This window comes from Pedobacter suwonensis, assembly GCF_044762335.1.
Lineage (GTDB): Bacteria > Bacteroidota > Bacteroidia > Sphingobacteriales > Sphingobacteriaceae > Pedobacter.
In genome coordinates this window covers 65,038-81,964 of sequence record NZ_JBIWEB010000015.1, presented here as the reverse complement: position 1 = coordinate 81,964, position 16,927 = coordinate 65,038, and the positions used below count along the sequence as shown (strand labels likewise).

General features: G+C 38.8%; 15 protein-coding genes. 1 reads left to right on the top strand and 14 read right to left on the bottom strand.

All coding sequences use genetic code 11. From position 1 onward, the window contains the following. Nucleotides 1-509: 509 nt before the first annotated feature. Entirely contained in the window at nucleotides 510-566 is a 57-nt protein-coding gene (locus ACIQXP_RS19625) for a hypothetical protein (RefSeq protein ID WP_387507097.1), read from the top strand. Nucleotides 567-860: 294 nt separating this feature from the next. Here ACIQXP_RS19625 and ACIQXP_RS19620 read toward each other — a convergent pair whose 3' ends face one another. The 14 genes from ACIQXP_RS19620 to ACIQXP_RS19555 form a co-directional block, all read right to left on the bottom strand. Continuing rightward, nucleotides 861-3,404, bottom strand: a complete 2,544-nt coding sequence (locus ACIQXP_RS19620; protein ID WP_387507026.1) for a heavy metal translocating P-type ATPase — start codon at nucleotides 3,402-3,404, stop codon at nucleotides 861-863. Nucleotides 3,405-3,414: 10 nt separating this feature from the next. Beyond that, a complete protein-coding gene (locus tag ACIQXP_RS19615; RefSeq protein WP_387507023.1) occupies nucleotides 3,415-6,042 on the bottom strand; it encodes a multicopper oxidase domain-containing protein in 2,628 nt (875 codons plus the stop codon). A 21-nt stretch (nucleotides 6,043-6,063) separates the two neighbouring features. Beyond that, nucleotides 6,064-6,531, bottom strand: a complete 468-nt coding sequence (locus ACIQXP_RS19610) for a heme-binding domain-containing protein (RefSeq protein WP_387507021.1) — start codon at nucleotides 6,529-6,531, stop codon at nucleotides 6,064-6,066. A gap of 5 nt (nucleotides 6,532-6,536) precedes the next feature. Beyond that, nucleotides 6,537-7,109, bottom strand: coding sequence for a DUF3347 domain-containing protein (locus ACIQXP_RS19605; RefSeq protein ID WP_387507018.1), 573 nt, complete (start codon nucleotides 7,107-7,109; stop codon nucleotides 6,537-6,539). A 158-nt stretch (nucleotides 7,110-7,267) separates the two neighbouring features. Further along, nucleotides 7,268-7,756 carry a DUF3347 domain-containing protein gene (locus ACIQXP_RS19600; protein ID WP_387507015.1) on the bottom strand — a complete coding sequence of 163 codons (489 nt, stop codon included), beginning with the start codon at nucleotides 7,754-7,756 and terminating at the stop codon, nucleotides 7,268-7,270. A 109-nt stretch (nucleotides 7,757-7,865) separates the two neighbouring features. Further along, nucleotides 7,866-8,300, bottom strand: a complete 435-nt coding sequence (locus ACIQXP_RS19595; protein WP_387507013.1) for a hypothetical protein — start codon at nucleotides 8,298-8,300, stop codon at nucleotides 7,866-7,868. 110 nt (nucleotides 8,301-8,410) lie between these two features. After that, nucleotides 8,411-8,977, bottom strand: a complete 567-nt coding sequence (locus ACIQXP_RS19590) for a DUF3347 domain-containing protein (RefSeq protein WP_387507011.1) — start codon at nucleotides 8,975-8,977, stop codon at nucleotides 8,411-8,413. 23 nt (nucleotides 8,978-9,000) lie between these two features. Beyond that, nucleotides 9,001-10,230, bottom strand: a complete 1,230-nt coding sequence (locus ACIQXP_RS19585; RefSeq protein WP_387507009.1) for an efflux RND transporter periplasmic adaptor subunit — start codon at nucleotides 10,228-10,230, stop codon at nucleotides 9,001-9,003. A 4-nt stretch (nucleotides 10,231-10,234) separates the two neighbouring features. Next, nucleotides 10,235-11,479 carry an efflux RND transporter periplasmic adaptor subunit gene (locus ACIQXP_RS19580; RefSeq protein WP_387507007.1) on the bottom strand — a complete coding sequence of 415 codons (1,245 nt, stop codon included), beginning with the start codon at nucleotides 11,477-11,479 and terminating at the stop codon, nucleotides 10,235-10,237. Further along, nucleotides 11,457-12,677, bottom strand: coding sequence for a TolC family protein (locus ACIQXP_RS19575; RefSeq protein ID WP_387507005.1), 1,221 nt, complete (start codon nucleotides 12,675-12,677; stop codon nucleotides 11,457-11,459). The genes ACIQXP_RS19580 and ACIQXP_RS19575 overlap by 23 nt, the downstream gene beginning before the upstream one ends. 16 nt (nucleotides 12,678-12,693) lie before the next feature. Next, complete coding sequence (locus tag ACIQXP_RS19570) at nucleotides 12,694-14,631, bottom strand: efflux RND transporter permease subunit (protein ID WP_387507002.1); 1,938 nt, start codon at nucleotides 14,629-14,631, stop codon at nucleotides 12,694-12,696. Continuing rightward, complete coding sequence (locus ACIQXP_RS19565) at nucleotides 14,628-15,926, bottom strand: efflux RND transporter permease subunit (protein ID WP_387506999.1); 1,299 nt, start codon at nucleotides 15,924-15,926, stop codon at nucleotides 14,628-14,630. Before ACIQXP_RS19565 ends, ACIQXP_RS19570 begins: the two co-directional genes overlap by 4 nt. A 45-nt stretch (nucleotides 15,927-15,971) precedes the next feature. After that, nucleotides 15,972-16,340, bottom strand: a complete 369-nt coding sequence (locus ACIQXP_RS19560; RefSeq protein ID WP_387506997.1) for a heavy-metal-associated domain-containing protein — start codon at nucleotides 16,338-16,340, stop codon at nucleotides 15,972-15,974. Nucleotides 16,341-16,441: 101 nt separating this feature from the next. Continuing rightward, nucleotides 16,442-16,840 (bottom strand): HYC_CC_PP family protein, encoded by a 399-nt coding sequence (locus tag ACIQXP_RS19555; protein WP_387506995.1) that lies wholly within the window; start codon nucleotides 16,838-16,840, stop codon nucleotides 16,442-16,444. Nucleotides 16,841-16,927: the final 87 nt, after the last annotated feature.

Here is a 16,927-nt window from a genome sequence, read left to right as displayed (position 1 = left end):
ACAAAAGTGCAATCACCGGTAGATTTGTTTCAAATCAGCAGGTTAAGCGTAGTCCTAAAACTACATATGTCCAGACCGTAAAAAAGTCTAAGTAAAATTTACGCCCCATGGAATACCCGTGGGGCGTGTTTATTTAAAATCTATATACTCTCATTGCGTGATGTGCTGCCAATGAGGAAGAATATTTTTGTAATGGCGATATATTAAAGCGTTAAAACTTTTTCTTACGATACTAACCCACAATTTTATATTTTACCAATTTGTCAAAATTTACGACAGCTTCACAATGTTCAAATAAGGTCGAACTTCCGCGGATTGACTCTGGAGAACAGGCGATTTTTTTTGTGCAAATTTTGTGCAATACTTTAGATGGTTTGAAATCAATCGACAATCCAAGGACATGGTAATAGATTGTCCCAGTGATATATATATTTACCCTCTGCCTAAAGGTAACATCGGCTAGTTATTAAGACAGACCGCTTTGGTGCGGAATTATCGGTGCGATCGTCTTGGTTGCTTATGGCATTGTTGCTACTTTTCATACAGCAAACTTTGGCAGGGTTTAGGTGACATACTGTGGTATTTTTATCTCGTTAGCTTTGTTATCTGCTTGGAAAGTTGATGGTTTTAAACCTAAGGGACAGGTGGGATATTATCGAAACAGGCATAGGCCTATTTGGAGCCTATATTATTATTTATATGCCTAGAGGCAACACATAATGTACTGGCAAGCAATCATTTTTAGACCTATATCAAAAGAGTAGGGTTTGAAGCGTTTTTAATTCTCTGATTCGAAAAGACTATACAAAAGCATTTTAAAACTTTTATATAGCCCTGTAAACTATGGGATAACTTAGGTATTACTTAAGTTTTACGCTTTTCAAGCGTAAGGAATTTAAAATAACAGATACTGAACTGAAGCTCATCGCTAGTGCTGCAATCATTGGAGATAATAAAATTCCAAAAACCGGGTACAAAAGTCCCGCAGCTACAGGTATTCCCAATACATTATATCCAAGAGCGAAGAAAAGGTTACCTTTTATATTGCCCATTACTTTATGGCTCAACAACCTTGCTTTTGCAATTCCATTTAGGTCACCTTTTACCAGAGTGATTGCCGCACTTTCAATAGCCACATCTGTTCCTGTACCCATTGCGACACCAATATCTGCCTGCGAAAGCGCAGGAGCATCATTAATACCATCACCCGCCATTGCAACCTTTTTACCTTCGGCCTGTAGTTTTTTAATTTCGTTCAACTTATCCTCTGGGAGCATGCCTGCTTTGAAGCCATCAAGGTTTAGGGTTTCACTTACCGCCCTTGCCGTATCTTCATTATCCCCAGTAAACATAATTACCTTTAAACCTTCTTGTTGAAGTTTAAGAATAGCTTCTTTGCTCGAAGCCTTAATTTTATCAGAAATCACCACAAACCCAATTGCCTTATTTCCAACAGCTAGATAAGAAATCGTTTTCCCTTGCTTTTGAGCAGATTTGACTTGATTTTCCAAATCAGGCGCAATTTCGGCTTTAACATATTCCATTAATTTTTGATTTCCCAAAGCAAGTTCCTCCTTGCCAAGCTTACCTATAACTCCTTTACCAGTTACCGCCTCAAAATTTGAGATTGGTTGAACCCTTACTTTGTTTTCTTCGCCATAACGCATGGTTGCCTGCGCCAAAGGGTGCTCACTGCTACTATTTAATGCCACTATTTTTTCAAGAACTTCTTTTTCAGTAAATGCTGGATTTACACTAATTACTTTTTCAACTGAAGGTTTCCCTTCTGTAACCGTTCCCGTTTTATCAATGATTACAACATCTATTGCATTCATTTTCTCTAAAGATTCTGCATTTTTGATAAGTATACCAGACTGGGCGCCTTTTCCTACACCTACCATTACCGACATAGGCGTAGCCAAACCAAGCGCACATGGACAGGCAATAATCAATACTGCAATAGCATTTACAAATGCGTAAACATAAGATGGTTCAGGCCCGTAGATTGCCCAAACTATAAATGTGGCTATAGCAATCAATACCACAACAGGCACAAAATATCCCGAAATTTTATCGGCCATCTTTTGAATGGGTGCTTTTGAACGACTGGCAGAATTAACCATTTCTATGATCTGGGACAACAGAGTTTGCGAACCCACTTTTTCAGCAAGCATTACAAAAGTCTTATTTCCGTTGATTGTACCTGAACTTACCTTGTCTCCAGTCTGTTTCTCCACTGGGACAGGTTCACCGGTAATCATGGATTCATCAATGATGGCTTCCCCTGTTTTAATACTACCATCTACTGGTATTTTTTCGCCTGGCTTTACTCTTAACAAATCTCCTTTTTGGATATCATCAATAGAAACTGATATTTCTTTATCTCCCACCACCTTTGTAGCCGTATTAGGAGCAAGTTTTAATAATTCTTTAATGGCGCTATTGGTTTTGCCATGCGCCCTAGCTTCCAAAAGCTGACCTAGCAAAACCAAAGTCAGAATCACGGTTGCCGCTTCAAAATAAACATAGACTGTACCATGGTGGGTTTTAAACTGATCGGGAAAAATATCAGGAAATAGCAGGGCAACAAGACTAAAAAGCCAAGCCACCCCCGCACCAATACCAATCAAGGTAAACATATTGAGTTTCCATGTAATTATAGATTGCCACGCACGTTGAAAGAACATCCATGTTGCATAAAAAACTACCGGAATGGAAAACGCAAATTGAACCCAGTTCCAATATTTAAGCTCCATTAACTTAAAGATCGGATTACCCGGTATCATTTCTGACATTGCAATCAAAAAGATAGGCACGGTAAAAACCGTTGCAATCTTAAACTTGCGTAAAAGCGTTTTATAAGTTTTATCTTCCTCTTCTAGATTAGCTCCTGTGGGCACCAAATCCATTCCACATATTGGACATGCACCTGGTTGATCCCTAATAATTTCGGGGTGCATTGGACAGGTAAATTGTGCGGCTTGCTTTAATGTAGGTTGCTTTAGCAAATCCATTCCACAAACTGGGCAATGCCCAGGTTTATCATAGGTTTTATCTCCTTCACAATGCATTGGGCAGTAGTAGACCCCACCAGTTTCATTTTTACTGACCTTTACGGGAGCTACGCCATGGTGTCCATGGCCTGATTGATGAGGAAGATGATCAGAGTGCTTGTGCATGGGCTTATGTGGCTCATGAGTTTTCTTTTCAATGCTGTAATTTCCCACAGCTGATAATGCCTCCTGCAATTTTTCAATCTGGATATGCTTATCCATAGTTATTATTGCCTCTGCAGGCTCCAATGTAACCTCAGCAGAAATGCCATCAATTCCATCCAATGCTTTTTCAACCTTGGTTCGGCAACCCTGGCAGCTCATTCCGGTTATTTTATAGGTATGCGTCATAATGTGATGATTAATAACTTAATGTAAGTCCGGCACCATAGCCCATGTCACTATCATAGTGGGTAGATAATCCAAAGTACTTAGTGACGATATATCTAAATCCGGCCATATATTCCTTGTCTGTATTCACCATAAATTGAAACCGCAGTCTTTTGGAAATAGGAACATCTTCTCGCATCAACTGAAACCTCACATTTCCTTTATGGTCGACAGAGGCATCAGCAATAATTAGCATCGGCAGGGTATACTGTACCCCTAAATGAAATACCTGTCTGAAGTTCTTGGTATTGCGCTGTCCAAAAACGTTGTTTCCTGGTGATAGGGATTGTCCAAAAATATTTTTGTCCAATGGATTAATAGTCCTTTTTCTAAAGTCCCAGCCAACATAAGGTAATAGCCATTGGTTTCGCCCGATGTACCTTCCAAAGTGACTTTCGCTTTCATAGCCCATTTCTTTATCAAAGCCAATTCTCCATTCTGTTGTGAAACGATAGCGGGTATTGGCCAGCATAATTTCACCATCACTACCATTGGTTTCTATTCCAACCCTTGCCATTGGATGAAATTCCCTATCATCACTGAACAATTTGCGTTGCGCTAATTTGGGATTAGGGATTTCGGGGTTAGGTGGCGAATTTTCATAACTGAATACCCTTCCCATACCGCTCATCATGTGGTAAAGGATATGACAATGGAAAAACCAATCACCCCCTGGTTCGGTAGCAGCAAATTCAATTGTGTCTCGCTCCATTGGCATGATATCGATAACGTTTTTCATAGGGGCATTTTCACCTTGTTCATTTAGCACCCTAAAATCATGCCCATGAAGGTGCATAGGATGGCGCATCATGCTGTTGTTGAATAGGATGATCCTCACATTTTCGCCTTTCTTGATGAGTATTTTATCACTTTCAGAAACCGTTTTGTCATCCAAAGTCCAGACATAGCGGTTCATATTACCGGTAAGGTCAAACTTCAGCTCTTTCCATGGGCCTTTAGGCAAAGTTGTTTTCTTAGGATCGCGGAGCATTCCATAGTTTAAGGTAACGATGTCCGCATTATCAGCACCCATATTCATTCCTGCTATACTTTTATCGTTCGGCATCTGCATACCTGGCATTGCTGCTTTTTTGTTTTCTTTTTTCGGATTTTCCTCTCCGGTTACTTCTGGATACATCACGGTATTCATATCCATGGCCTGGTTCTGCATTTTCATACCTTCCATTTGGACCATGTTACCGCTCATGTCCATCATGTCGTTCATCATTTTCATCCCGGCAAAATATTTCAGTTTTGGCAGTTTCTGGGCAGGGACTTTTTCACCCTTACCTAGCCATAAAGAGGCTGATTTGGTACGATCTTCTGGTGTTACCAAAAATTCATAGCTTTTATTTTCAGGAATAGTTACTACCACATCATACGTTTCCGATACCGCTATAATCAAGCGATCAACTTCTACAGGCTCTACATCATTCCCATCGGTAGCTACCACAGTTATTTTACCACCTGAGTAGGTCAACCAGAAATAATCTGATGCCCCGCCATTGGCAATGCGCAGCCTTACTTTGTCGCCTGCTTTAAATTGTGGCTGAACATTCTGGTTTTTGCCATTGATTAGAAAGGTATCATAATATACATCACTCACATCCATCGCATTCATTCGCTTCCACTCATTGTTGATTTTGGTTTTGAAGTGTCCTGTTCTGATTGCCTCGGCATAACTTTGGGTTGTTCCTTTTTTAATGGCAAACCAATCGTTGGCGTTTTTCAGGCTTCGTTGCACCTCTGCAGGCTTCATGTCTGTCCACTCACTCAATACCACTGGAATAGTTGGAATATCCCATTCTTTTCTTTTGTTCATAATAAATGCTCCATACATTCCGATCTGCTCCTGAAGTCCGCTATGGCTATGGTACCAATGCGTGCCATGCTGAACAATGGGGAATTTATAGATATACGTAGAGTGGGGTTTAATAGGCATTTGTGTAAGGAAAGGAACTCCATCCATCTTGTTCGGCAAAAACAGGCCATGCCAGTGCAAGGCTGTCTCCTCATCCAGGTTATTATGCACATAGATCAAAGCCGTATCACCTTCTGTAAAAGTTAATGTTGGCATAGGGATTTGACCATTTACGGCAATTGCCCGCTTTGTTTTCTTTCCGAATGTTACTGTGGTATCGGCAATATAAAGGTCATAGCGAACGGTGCGAGGGGCTTGGTTATTTGTAATGGTTTTAATAGGTCCCAAATTTGCTTTTGCCTTTTTTATATTTTCCATCGTAACACTGTTATCTCCCATATCCATACCACCCATATCTTCCATTCCGTCATTCTTTTTAGGCATCTCCTTCATAGGCATTTTCATATCTCCCATATCTGAAGTCTTTGCAGGCTGCGCTTTTTTATCGGGAGCGGAAGCTTTCGGTTTAACAGTTTTTACTTTTTGAACGACGAGCTTCATACCACATTTCGGGCAATTACCAGGTTTGCTAGATTGTATTTCCGGGTGCATCGAACAGGTATAGATAGCCTCGACCGGCTTATTGTTTTCCTGTTTTGGCATTTTCATTCCCTTCATATCCTGAGCGGAAGCTACAGCATAAAAGATTAGTAAAAACGCTGTTAATAAATTTTTCATTTCATTGGTGATTAATGTTGGTTAAAAATTCTTTTTGTTTAAGCTATCTTTTGATTTTTGAACCCAATTTGTAATTAGCGATTTTTCCGCTTCGCTCAAAATGGCATTTCTATGGATGAGGGTATATGAAGAAAGGGGCATCGTACCATCTTTTAAGCTATTCTCAATAGAGCGCAATTTGCTCTGTTGTCTTCTGGAGGTATAAGCGCCAAATTCGTTGAAATTCAATTCTGCTTTACCAGATTGTACATGATTGTCCAAGAACCAATTCAAAGGTTGCACATTGGCATACCATGGGTACCTGGTGTTGTTACTATGGCAATCATAGCAGGCTTTTTTCAAGATACCCTGTACATCATCTGGCATGGCAACCATTTTGGAAATATCATTAGGCATAGCCTGCCCACTTTTGTTGCGGGCAGGTTGTATAAATTGGATAATTACAAGGATTACCAATAATCCAAGAAGTATTTTTTTTATGCCTTTCATGGCTGTTATTTTAATTCCTCTTTAACCGTACCACAAGTTGGCATCGCTTTTCCAAGATAAGGGTTTTTAATATCCTTCACTTCGCTCAACCAGATTGCGCCCTTATTTTTATTATACATTGGGCAGTGGTCAACATACACCAGTTGACCCGTTCCAAGTAGTTTAACAAGATCGTACATATCTTTGCTCAACATATCGAAATGTTCACGCTGATGTGCAATATTTCCGGCATTAGCACCAATGTGTTCAGCATGTTCTTTACCATCATCGTATATGTCGGTATAAGCTTTATCCTGCTCTGGTGTTAAGGCTTTTTTGTCAAAATTGGCAAACGCCGTTACCATTTCATTTCCGGCAGTTGCTGCGTCTTTATCGTTATCAGCTGTAAGAGCATTTTTTAATTTTAGATATGAACTTAACAGTTCCGAAGTAGAGGCACCTTTTTCTGAAGGTTCTGTTACAACTGTCTTGGTTGCTGTAGAGTCTGACAGAGCCGTTGTTTGAGTTTTATTACTGCCATTAGAGCAGGCTGCTAGAAATAGTAAGGAAAAAGCCGAGCTATAAATTAATGTTTTCATCGTATTTTAATTAAAATCTTTTAAATGGTTGATTGCCTGCTCAGGGGAACAAAGTTTATTTGTATTATCCTATAGCAGAATTATTTGATAAAATCCGAAAGTTAATTGTACAGCTAAACGTCTAAATAAAGGGCGAACTGTACAATTAACAAACGGAATTACTTTAAAGTTTCCTTTACTGCTCCACAGGTTAACATCTGTTTACCGAAATAGGGGTTTTTAATTGCTGCATTATCAGAAAGCCAATAGCTTTTTTTCATTGGGCAATAGTCGTAATAGACTGGCTCTTTGGTAAGCTTTACCGCTTTAGCTAGTTTAAAAAGATTAGTAGAGAAATTGGCAAAGTGCTCTCTTTGATGTGCGATTTCCTTTGTCTCTGAGATATGTTTAGCATCAAATTCCAGTTTATCCTGAAGCCCCATAAAGGCTGTCATTTCTTCCTTTGGCATTGATTTCATATCCATACTGCTCAATACTTTAGAAAACTCGCTGGCTTTGGAGGCAGCAGCAGTAGCATCGGAGCTTACCAATGCATTTTTGATGTCATAGTAAGACGTTAATAAAGATTGTGTTTGGCTGTTTTGTGCAAACACAGGTTTAATCCATGCAGTTGCAACTAAGGCAACTACTAAATATATATATTTCATGATGTAATAATTTAATGTTTATACTAATTTTTGGACATAGCAATAGCCATGTGAAATGTATTTGTTCACTAACAGCAGTAAACTGGCTGTTTAGCAAACCCATTAAATCTTATATCTGAAAACTTTGGATACTTATTCGAATATCTTCGTTTGGGGGTCGATACCTATGGTCTACGTAACCACTTTGATCTGGTTCGATGCTACTCACCGGAACTAGTAAAGTATAAGCGTAATTGGTAAGCCATACTACTGGTAAAACGACTAGCACCTTAGCACTTCCCGGGATTAGTTTACTTTGAATAGTCAGCTCATTTATTAGCTTTTTACAGCAAGGGTCTTCTTTTGAAAAATTCAGACCTGGTATTGAGGTAACCTGATGTTCATGGCTCTCTCCATGATTATGTTGATGATCTTTGTGCTCATGAACAGCCGCTTTTGTATGGGAATGATTATCATGATCCTCCTCCATTCCCAAAGCACAGCCAAAACCCACAACAGTGTTGAGCAAAAATATTACTAACAGAAAGATAGCTTTACTTTTCATGACTATGCAAATCTATATAAAGATGCAAAATTAAATTTATATAATTCAGTCTATTAGTTATATAATTATGCTGCTTTCCATTAAGGATAGCAGCATTTAAATCATCCATTTTATTTCAATGTTTCTTTTACTTCACCACAAGTCATCATGCTTTCACCGAAATAAGGATTTTTAATTTCTTTTTGGTTACTTAACCATGCTGCACCTTTATCATGTAGTGCCATTGGGCAATATTCTACATAGATCTCGCCAGATTTTAAACCAGAACTTTTTACTCTTTCAATAAAGTCTTTGCTCAAATCAGCATACAAAGTTCTTTGGGCATCAATATCTTTAGCTGCACCTATTTTAGCTGCTAATGTGGCCAATGTACTACCATTGCTTAACTCTTTTGAACCCAGTTCAATCGCATTAACAGCTACTTTTGCCTCAACCATATCGCCATTTACAAGTGCATTGGTAAGCAGCACATAATGTTGGTAAACTGCATTTAATTTATCGTCCTTTAAACTAGCCCCTACAGTTGTTTTTTCTGGTGAAGTGGCATCGTGACCTTCGCCCGCCGCATGCTTATGACCTGCATGTGCATCTTCTGCTACTGGTTTTTCACTGTTTCCACAAGCTGCGAATAGCGTTGCCGCAACTAAAATCATTACAAAATTGGTTATTGTTTTCATTTTTTTGTTTTTATAATTAATACTTATGATTTACTCATTTTAAGCTCTTCAACAGGATTTTTTCCTTTTTTAAGGATATACTCGCTATACAGCAAATATGCTCCGGTTACTACTACCTGATCACCCTTTTTAAGACCTTCTGCAATTTCAACCTGATCCTCATTTTCTTGTCCAATTTTTACGAGTTTGGCTTCAAAGTTGTCTTTTCCGTTTTTAACCCAAACGTGTGTTCCTTTTCCATCTCTTATTACGGCATCTACTGGCAAAGTCAACACATTAGTTTGGTGTGCAGAAGGTAAAAAGACATTGGCTTGTAAACCTGGCTGCCATTGATTTGCGGGATTAGGAATGGTTCCTCTAATTTGTGTAAGCTGTGTACCCGATTGTAAAGCTGGCGTAATAAAGCTAATCGTCATCTCTTGTGGCTGATCTTCCCAGCCGGCAACAACCACCTTAACTTTTTGACCTTGTTTTATGTTTTTAGCCTCACTTGGATAAACATCAGCTTCAACCCATAACTGGCCATAACCTTCTAGTCTTAATATCGATCCTCCTTCTGGTACATATTGCCCTTGTGTTACAGATAACTCTGCTACAACACCACTTTGCGGCGCATAAAATACAATAAATGGGTCTTTTTTCTGTCTTTTTAACAGCTGTTGAACTTGACTTTCAGATTGACCATATAGCAACAGTTTCTGTTTAGCAGCAACAACTAACTGATGTTCTATTTTATCGCCCTGAAATTGTTTCTCTTGCGCTACAGCCATTAAATACTCTTGTTGCAGGGTAGCCAATTGCTCAGAATAGAGTTGATACAAAGGCTGTCCTTTACTTACTTTAACCCCAGTTTCTCTTACATACAATCGCTCTATTCTACCAGCAATTCTGCTAGAGATATAACTACTTTGCTCGGGATCAACAGTTAACCTTCCATTTAGCTGTTTACCTCCAGAAAAGCTATTTTCACCTATGATAATGGTTGTTATATTGGCCAATGCCTGGCGTTTCTCATCTACTTTAAGTGCTTTATCATTGTTGTTCTTTTCAAAAGGCACTAAATCCATCCCACAAATGGGACAAGTGCCCATTTCATTTTTAATTACCTGTGGGTGCATTGGGCAAGTAAAGGTCTGTACCTTTTCTTTAGCAGCCCCCTCTACAGGAGTTTTCTCATTGCTGCAGGCTGCAATAAATACCGATGGAAGCACAGCCATTAAGGCAATTTTCTTTATAAATAATTTACGTTCCATAATTTTATTTTTTAATGAAGCTTTCACTATCAACCAGGTATGCTGCATTTTTACTGATTTCCCAATTGCTAATATCTTCTGTAATTTGTACCATCCCAGCTATGGTAGCGCCTGTTTTTACCGCTTTTGGAATAACTACATTGCCTTCTTTTTTAAAGAGCACTTTTTTGTCTCCTAATGATACTATCGCAGATTCTGGTAGCCACCATGAAGCAGCTAACAATACAGGTATTTTAGCAGTAAGAAGTTCCCCGATCCTAAAATTCGATTTATTGAGATAAATTCTGGCAATGGTAAAGTTCTCTCCATTTTTAAAAACGGGCTGTATCATTCCAATAGTTGCATTCTGAGCAGTGCTTTTATCGGCAGTTTTATAAAACATCAACTTATCGCCTTTTTTAATAAGAGATGCCAAAGCAGGTTTAAATGAAAACTCTGCGAGCATACTACTGGCATTATAAATCGTAAAAAGCGATTGTCCAGCACTAACATACTGTCCTTCTCGTAACATTACCGGCGAATTTGCAGGAGCACTTGCCACGGGCACAACAGGCGTTGCAGATCCACCACCCATGCTACTCATTCCATCTCCACCGGAAGAAGGTGCAGCAGCAGAAGGAGTTCCAACCGAAGCCGCAACGGATTTTTCAAGAATATATCCATCTGCACTGCTATAAATAGGAATACGATAATTAACTTTTCTTGTTTTTAACAATTGATTAACTGCTGAATTATTCATTCCCAATAACATTAACCTTTGTTTAGCACGCTCTAGCATAGACTGATCTGTTTCAGATTGATGCAAAAAAAGCAACTCTTGTTGTGCAGCTGCCAAATCTGGGGAGTAAACTTCCATAATTAACTGTCCTTTGCGAACGGGCTGATAGTTATACTTAATCAACAAACGCTCTATTCTTCCACTTACTCTACTTGCTACACTATTCTCATTACGTGTATCGTAATTAATTATGCCTTGTGCTTCTTCTGTAAATATTCTAGTGCCATACTCTGCTATAATTATGGGCAATGTTGACACCACCTGTTCATTTGTAGGTTTAAGCAAGTGTGAAAGATTACTGTCTATTTTTACTGCACCAGGATCATCATGCATATCGTGTTTAACAGCTTTATTTCGATTACAAGAACTGATCACCAGCATGCCTGCTACCATCAATAAAGCAAAGTTAAATGGGCTATACCTCATACTTTTTACGCTTCTGATCATCTTAGCGATATATTTCTTTCTCATAATCTACAATCATTAAATAAAGTTTCAGTTTCTCATCTAACACATTCGTTTGCATCATAGTTAATGTTTCCCACGAATCGATTACTTCTGGTAATTCCATTTTATTCTCACGGTAGCTCAGAAAGTTAACATCCAATGTTTTTTGTAAACTCGGAATAATTTTATCTTCCATTACCTTAATCCGTTTTTGCATAGACTGAATCTCGAATTGCATACCGTATAACATCCCTTGCGTTTCTTGAAGCATGGCCGCTTTTTCTTTTGCCATGGCCTGTACTTCATATTGCATTCCTTTTACTTCGGATTTATACATTTTTGATGACCACGGCGCAATTGGAATGCTTACCATTCCCATAATACTAAAGGCTTTGGGCATTGCTTTTGTTAAAGGAGACATGTGATCAAACCTTAGCTTAAAATCAGGTCTGCTTTGCTTTTTCATAGCTTCGATATTCAACTGCATAGATTGAATACTATAATCCATTTTCTTTATATCGTTTCTAGCTAAGGCTAAACTAGCTGTATCAATAGCTTTTGCAGCCACAAAAACTGGCTGATAAGTGGTATCAATAGCAAAGTCAGCATTTCCCTGTTGGTTCATCAAACTGTTTAACCAAGCCCGGCTTTTAGCAATATCTCCTTCTTGCATCGTGATCATGTTTCGGTTCTCTTCCAGTTTAGCAGTAGTTTTATACACACTCCCTAATTTTGACTGGTTAAAAGGATACCTGATCTCCTCGATCTTTTTCATGGTTTGCATAATCTTTTCATTCTGTGCCAGCACCTTAATCTTTTGTTGTGCAATCAACCAACCAAAATACAATCGCTTTGCTTGCGCTTTGTATTCGTTTAAGGTAACCCCCCGGGTTTCATTTTCTACTTTACCTTTCGATTCGATATACCGTTTGTTTGCATTTTGCTTAACCGGATTGGGAATATCCTGCTCTAATTGCAACATTAAAGAGCCTTTATCGCTCTCATCCATAATCATTTGACCAGGATAAGGAGTCATAAACGTACCCACACCTACCATTGGAGCCATCCAAGCTGTTGACGCTTTAGCCGTATGTTTATAGCTTTCTGCTTTTAACCCATACGATTGCAACAAAAGGTTATTCTTATCTATTCTTTGTAAAACCGTATCTAATGAGAGTACCGGTTTTTGTTGTGCTAATGCACAGAATGGCAATAGTAGCATTATCAACGTTATTTTTTTAATGCTGTACATCATGAACCTCCAATTTTCCATATTTCCTCAATTCATATTCTTTAGACATTAAAAAGATGAGTGGAGTAACCAGTAAAATGTGGGTAGATGAGGTCAATACTCCACCTATCATTGGTAACACAATGGGTTGCATTACATCTACTCCAACACCTGTAGCCCATAATACGGGCACCAAGCCAAACAGCGACACACAAACCGTCATTAGTTTTGGTCTTAACCTTTTGGCTGCACCATGAATTACATATTCTCTCAAATCTTCTTTTGTGATGGTCTCACTTGAGTTTCCTTTTAATTTAATTAGTTGCTGCATCCCATCGTTGAGGTAAATGACCATTACAATTCCCGTTTCTACAGCAATGCCAAACAAGGCAATAAAACCTACGGCTACACCAACAGATAAGTTTACATCCCAGAAGTAGATCATATACGCCCCACCTATTAAAGCAAAAGGAACTGTAATTAAGCTTAAAAAGGCTTCTCTTAGCGAGTGAAAAGCGAAATACAAGGAGAAGAAAATAATAACCAAAACAACGGGAGCAATCCACATTAAGGTTTGCTTACCGCGGATAAGGTTTTCATATTGCCCGCTCCACTCCAAAAAATAACCCTCTGGAAGCACTCCTTTTTCTTTGTTCAGCTTTTCCATGGCATCTTTAACCGTACTGCCTAAATCCCGATCACGCACATTAAACATTACAGCACCACGCAAAATTGCATTATCAGAATTGATCATCGGTGGGCCGTCTTCAAATTTTACATCGGCTACAGCTGATAAGGGAATTTCGCCAAAAGTGGCCGACTGAATAGGAATACGTTGAATACGCTCTACACTATTTCGATATTCTTGCGCTAAACGCACACTAATAGAAAAACGCTGTCTACCTTCAATGGTATTGCCAATGGTTGCACCGCCCAAGGCACTTTCTACCACTTGGTTTACATCGTCAACGTTTAAACCATAACGTGCCAGTTCTTCTCTTTTTATATCGATAGACATGTATTTTCCACCTGTAATTGGCTCTACAAACAAATCACTAACCCCAGGTGTGCCTTCTAATGCGGTTTTCACCTTTTCAGATACAGCAGCAATAGTGTCTAGATTTTGTCCAAAAACCTTAATCCCTACATCGGTACGAATACCTGTTGCCAACATGTTTATCCTGTTAATAATAGGTTGTGTCCAACCATTTACCACACCCGGAATTTGTAGTTTAGCATCTAGCTCAGTTACAATATCTTTTTTGGTAATCCCTTTGCGCCACTCACTTTTAGGCTTTAAAGTTATAATGGTCTCGATCATACTAATCGGCGAATTATCGGTAGCTGTGTTCGCTCTACCTGCCTTTCCCAAGACCTTATCAACTTCGGGCACCGATTTAATAATCTTGTCCTGAACCTGCAATATTCGCTTTGCTTCTGCATTCGACACATCTGGCAAAGTGATCGGCATAAAAAGAATACTTTGCTCATCCAATGGCGGAATAAATTCTGTTCCCAGATTTTTAAGCAATGGAATGGTAATCAACAAAGCAATAATATTAATTGCAATTGTAGTTTTTCTCCATTTTAAAACAGTCCTGATAATGGGCTCGTAAACCTTTTCTAATATCCTGTTTACAGGATTTGCATGATCTGGCTTAAATTTCCCCTTCATAAAAAAGGAAATCAGCACAGGTGCCAGCGTAATTACCAATAAAGCATCTACAATCATGATAAATGTTTTGGTATAGGCTAGCGGATGGAACAGTTTACCTTCCTGTCCGGTTAACATAAATACGGGTAAAAAAGAGGTAATGATAATGACTGTTGCAAAGAACACACCTCTTGAAACCTGCTTACTGGATTTGGTAATCACCGCAAGGCGATCTTCTTCACTAATCCAATCTGGAGATTTTTTAAATCTATTTTTAAACCACTCGATCATGATGTTGTTGTTTTATTTTGATCCTTTTCCCATAACTCGTATCGTTCTGACAAATGCTTATAGGCATTTTCGCTCATAATGATACCATTGTCTACAATTACACCTATGGCCAGTGCAATACCGGTAAGCGACATAATGTTGGATGAAATATCAAAAGCATTGAGCAGAATAAAGCTTGCCGCAATGGTAATTGGAATTTGTATAATGATGCTTAATGCACTTCGCCAATGGAATAGAAACACAAATACGATGAGCGATACCACAATCATCTCTTCTATCAAGGTATTTTTAATCGAATCGACAGATTCTTTAATTAGCTCGCCCCGATCATATACAATATCAAATTTTACGCCTTTAGGCAATCCTTTTGATACTTCTATCATCTTTGCTTTTACTTTATCTATTACCGCTGCTGCATTTTCGCCATAACGCATTACCACAATCCCACCAGCACGTTCTCCTTTGCCATCCTGATCAAATATACCCAACCTGGTTTCTCCTGTCATTTGCACCGTGGCGAGATCTGAGACCTTTATTGGCGTGCCATTTTGGTTTTTTACGGGAATATTTGAGATTTCTTCGAGCGATTTGAGGTAACCTGAAGTTTTAATGATATAGCCCATATCGCTCATCTCGAACTTACGTCCACCAGATTCGTTATTATTACTTCTTACAGCAGCAATAACCTGAGGTACACTGAGTTTGTAATACAGCAATTTATTAGGATCTATCGAAATTTGATATTGTTTTTGAAAACCACCAAATGAAGCAATCTCACTCACGCCAGGAACATTTTGCAATGCAAATTTCACGTACCAATCTTGTATGGCACGTTGCTCGCCCAAATCCATATCTGGCGCATCTAGGGTGTACCACAACACATGACCTACCCCCGTACCGTCTGGACCTAGTTGTGGGGCAACACCCTCTGGTAAGGTTTTGGCTATTGTACTAATTCGCTCCATTACACGCTCTCTGGCCCAGTATACATCTACATCGTCTTCAAAGATTACGTAAATGAAACTCATCCCGAACATAGAGGATCCCCTTACATATTTGATTTTAGGAATACCTTGCAAATTGGTAACCAAGGGATAGGTAACTTGGTCTTCTATCAATTGTGGCGATCTGCCCATCCATTCGGTAAATACAATCACCTGATTTTCGGAAAGGTCGGGAATGGCATCTATCGGATTTTTCTGTACAGCGAATATTCCCCATATAAATAATCCAGCAGAAAGCACCAGCACAATAAACCGATTGCGCATAGACCATTCTATAATTTTATGTACCATCTTTATTTTTTTCAAATCGGTGCCTGATTACTCAGGCACCTAATGTTAATGTTTGTGATCCGATTCTGGCTGTTTTGCAGGCTGACTTGCTCTATCATATTTGCAGCAACCTGGAAGTGTAGTATAAACTGCTTCAGTAGCTTTAAACTTTGGTGTATCATGCCCTACATCAGCAATCTTACGCTGTAAATCATCTAGCTTAATTTTACTAGCGTCGTAATTGATCGTTAGCATTTTGGTTTTTGCGCTCCACTCTGCAGCAGTTACGCCATCTACTTTTGCAGCTGTTTCTATGCGTTTTTTGCACATACCACAATTGCCAGATACTTTAACGCTGTCTGTTTTAGACTGTGCAAAAGCTGCACTGCCAAGGAAAGCCAACATGGCTACCAAAGAGAATCTTAATGATTTCATTGTAAATTGATTTGAAATAAAAATTTGTTTATAAAGATTTTGGGCCATAGCAAAGCTACGCCCAGTACAAGAATGTGCAGGAAATGGGTAAAGAAAAAGGCTTATATTCTATAGGTACAATTTCTGATAAAGACAGGAACACTCAGCCTTTCTGGCGGTGCATTACTGAATACAGTATTTGTTTTTAGTGCAGATAGCGCAATCTGATGCGCATCACTGTTAAATGTGTGCTGAAAAACCGCTGGAAACTGTTTGAACTCATAAACAAGTTGGGTTGCCTTTTTTGATTGGTCTACTTTGGCCTGTTTATAATCATCTTTGCAACATGAATTTTTCTTGGTTGCATTTTTAGTCATTCCACAAAGCTCACAATTACCCTCATCTGGTGTAGTTAAGCTCCATTTAACAAGCTCTCCCATACAATAATGAAGGTGCACGGTTGCGCCACTGGATACCCCAAGATAAAAAAAAGCAAGAATGGTCAGCAGTATTCTTTTCATTATTAAAGGCAAATATAAGCTACTTTAGTTATTTTTCGTTATATAATTCCATTAATTTATTACATCATTCCTGCAAAACACTATTCT

What these genes read in the sequence shown, in the direction of transcription:
- ACIQXP_RS19555 (WP_387506995.1), bottom strand. Translation starts at nt 16,840, where the DNA reads ATGAAAAGAATACTGCTGACCATTCTTGCTTTTTTTTATCTTGGGGTA.
- ACIQXP_RS19595 (WP_387507013.1), bottom strand. Translation starts at nt 8,300, where the DNA reads ATGAAAAGTAAAGCTATCTTTCTGTTAGTAATATTTTTGCTCAACACT.
- ACIQXP_RS19575 (WP_387507005.1), bottom strand. Translation starts at nt 12,677, where the DNA reads ATGCTACTATTGCCATTCTGTGCATTAGCACAACAAAAACCGGTACTC.
- ACIQXP_RS19585 (WP_387507009.1), bottom strand. Translation starts at nt 10,230, where the DNA reads ATGGAACGTAAATTATTTATAAAGAAAATTGCCTTAATGGCTGTGCTT.
- ACIQXP_RS19600 (WP_387507015.1), bottom strand. Translation starts at nt 7,756, where the DNA reads ATGAAATATATATATTTAGTAGTTGCCTTAGTTGCAACTGCATGGATT.
- ACIQXP_RS19560 (WP_387506997.1), bottom strand. Translation starts at nt 16,340, where the DNA reads ATGAAATCATTAAGATTCTCTTTGGTAGCCATGTTGGCTTTCCTTGGC.
- ACIQXP_RS19580 (WP_387507007.1), bottom strand. Translation starts at nt 11,479, where the DNA reads ATGAGAAAGAAATATATCGCTAAGATGATCAGAAGCGTAAAAAGTATG.
- ACIQXP_RS19615 (WP_387507023.1), bottom strand. Translation starts at nt 6,042, where the DNA reads ATGAAAAATTTATTAACAGCGTTTTTACTAATCTTTTATGCTGTAGCT.
- ACIQXP_RS19570 (WP_387507002.1), bottom strand. Translation starts at nt 14,631, where the DNA reads ATGATCGAGTGGTTTAAAAATAGATTTAAAAAATCTCCAGATTGGATT.
- ACIQXP_RS19565 (WP_387506999.1), bottom strand. Translation starts at nt 15,926, where the DNA reads ATGGTACATAAAATTATAGAATGGTCTATGCGCAATCGGTTTATTGTG.
- ACIQXP_RS19620 (WP_387507026.1), bottom strand. Translation starts at nt 3,404, where the DNA reads ATGACGCATACCTATAAAATAACCGGAATGAGCTGCCAGGGTTGCCGA.
- ACIQXP_RS19605 (WP_387507018.1), bottom strand. Translation starts at nt 7,109, where the DNA reads ATGAAAACATTAATTTATAGCTCGGCTTTTTCCTTACTATTTCTAGCA.
- ACIQXP_RS19610 (WP_387507021.1), bottom strand. Translation starts at nt 6,531, where the DNA reads ATGAAAGGCATAAAAAAAATACTTCTTGGATTATTGGTAATCCTTGTA.
- ACIQXP_RS19590 (WP_387507011.1), bottom strand. Translation starts at nt 8,977, where the DNA reads ATGAAAACAATAACCAATTTTGTAATGATTTTAGTTGCGGCAACGCTA.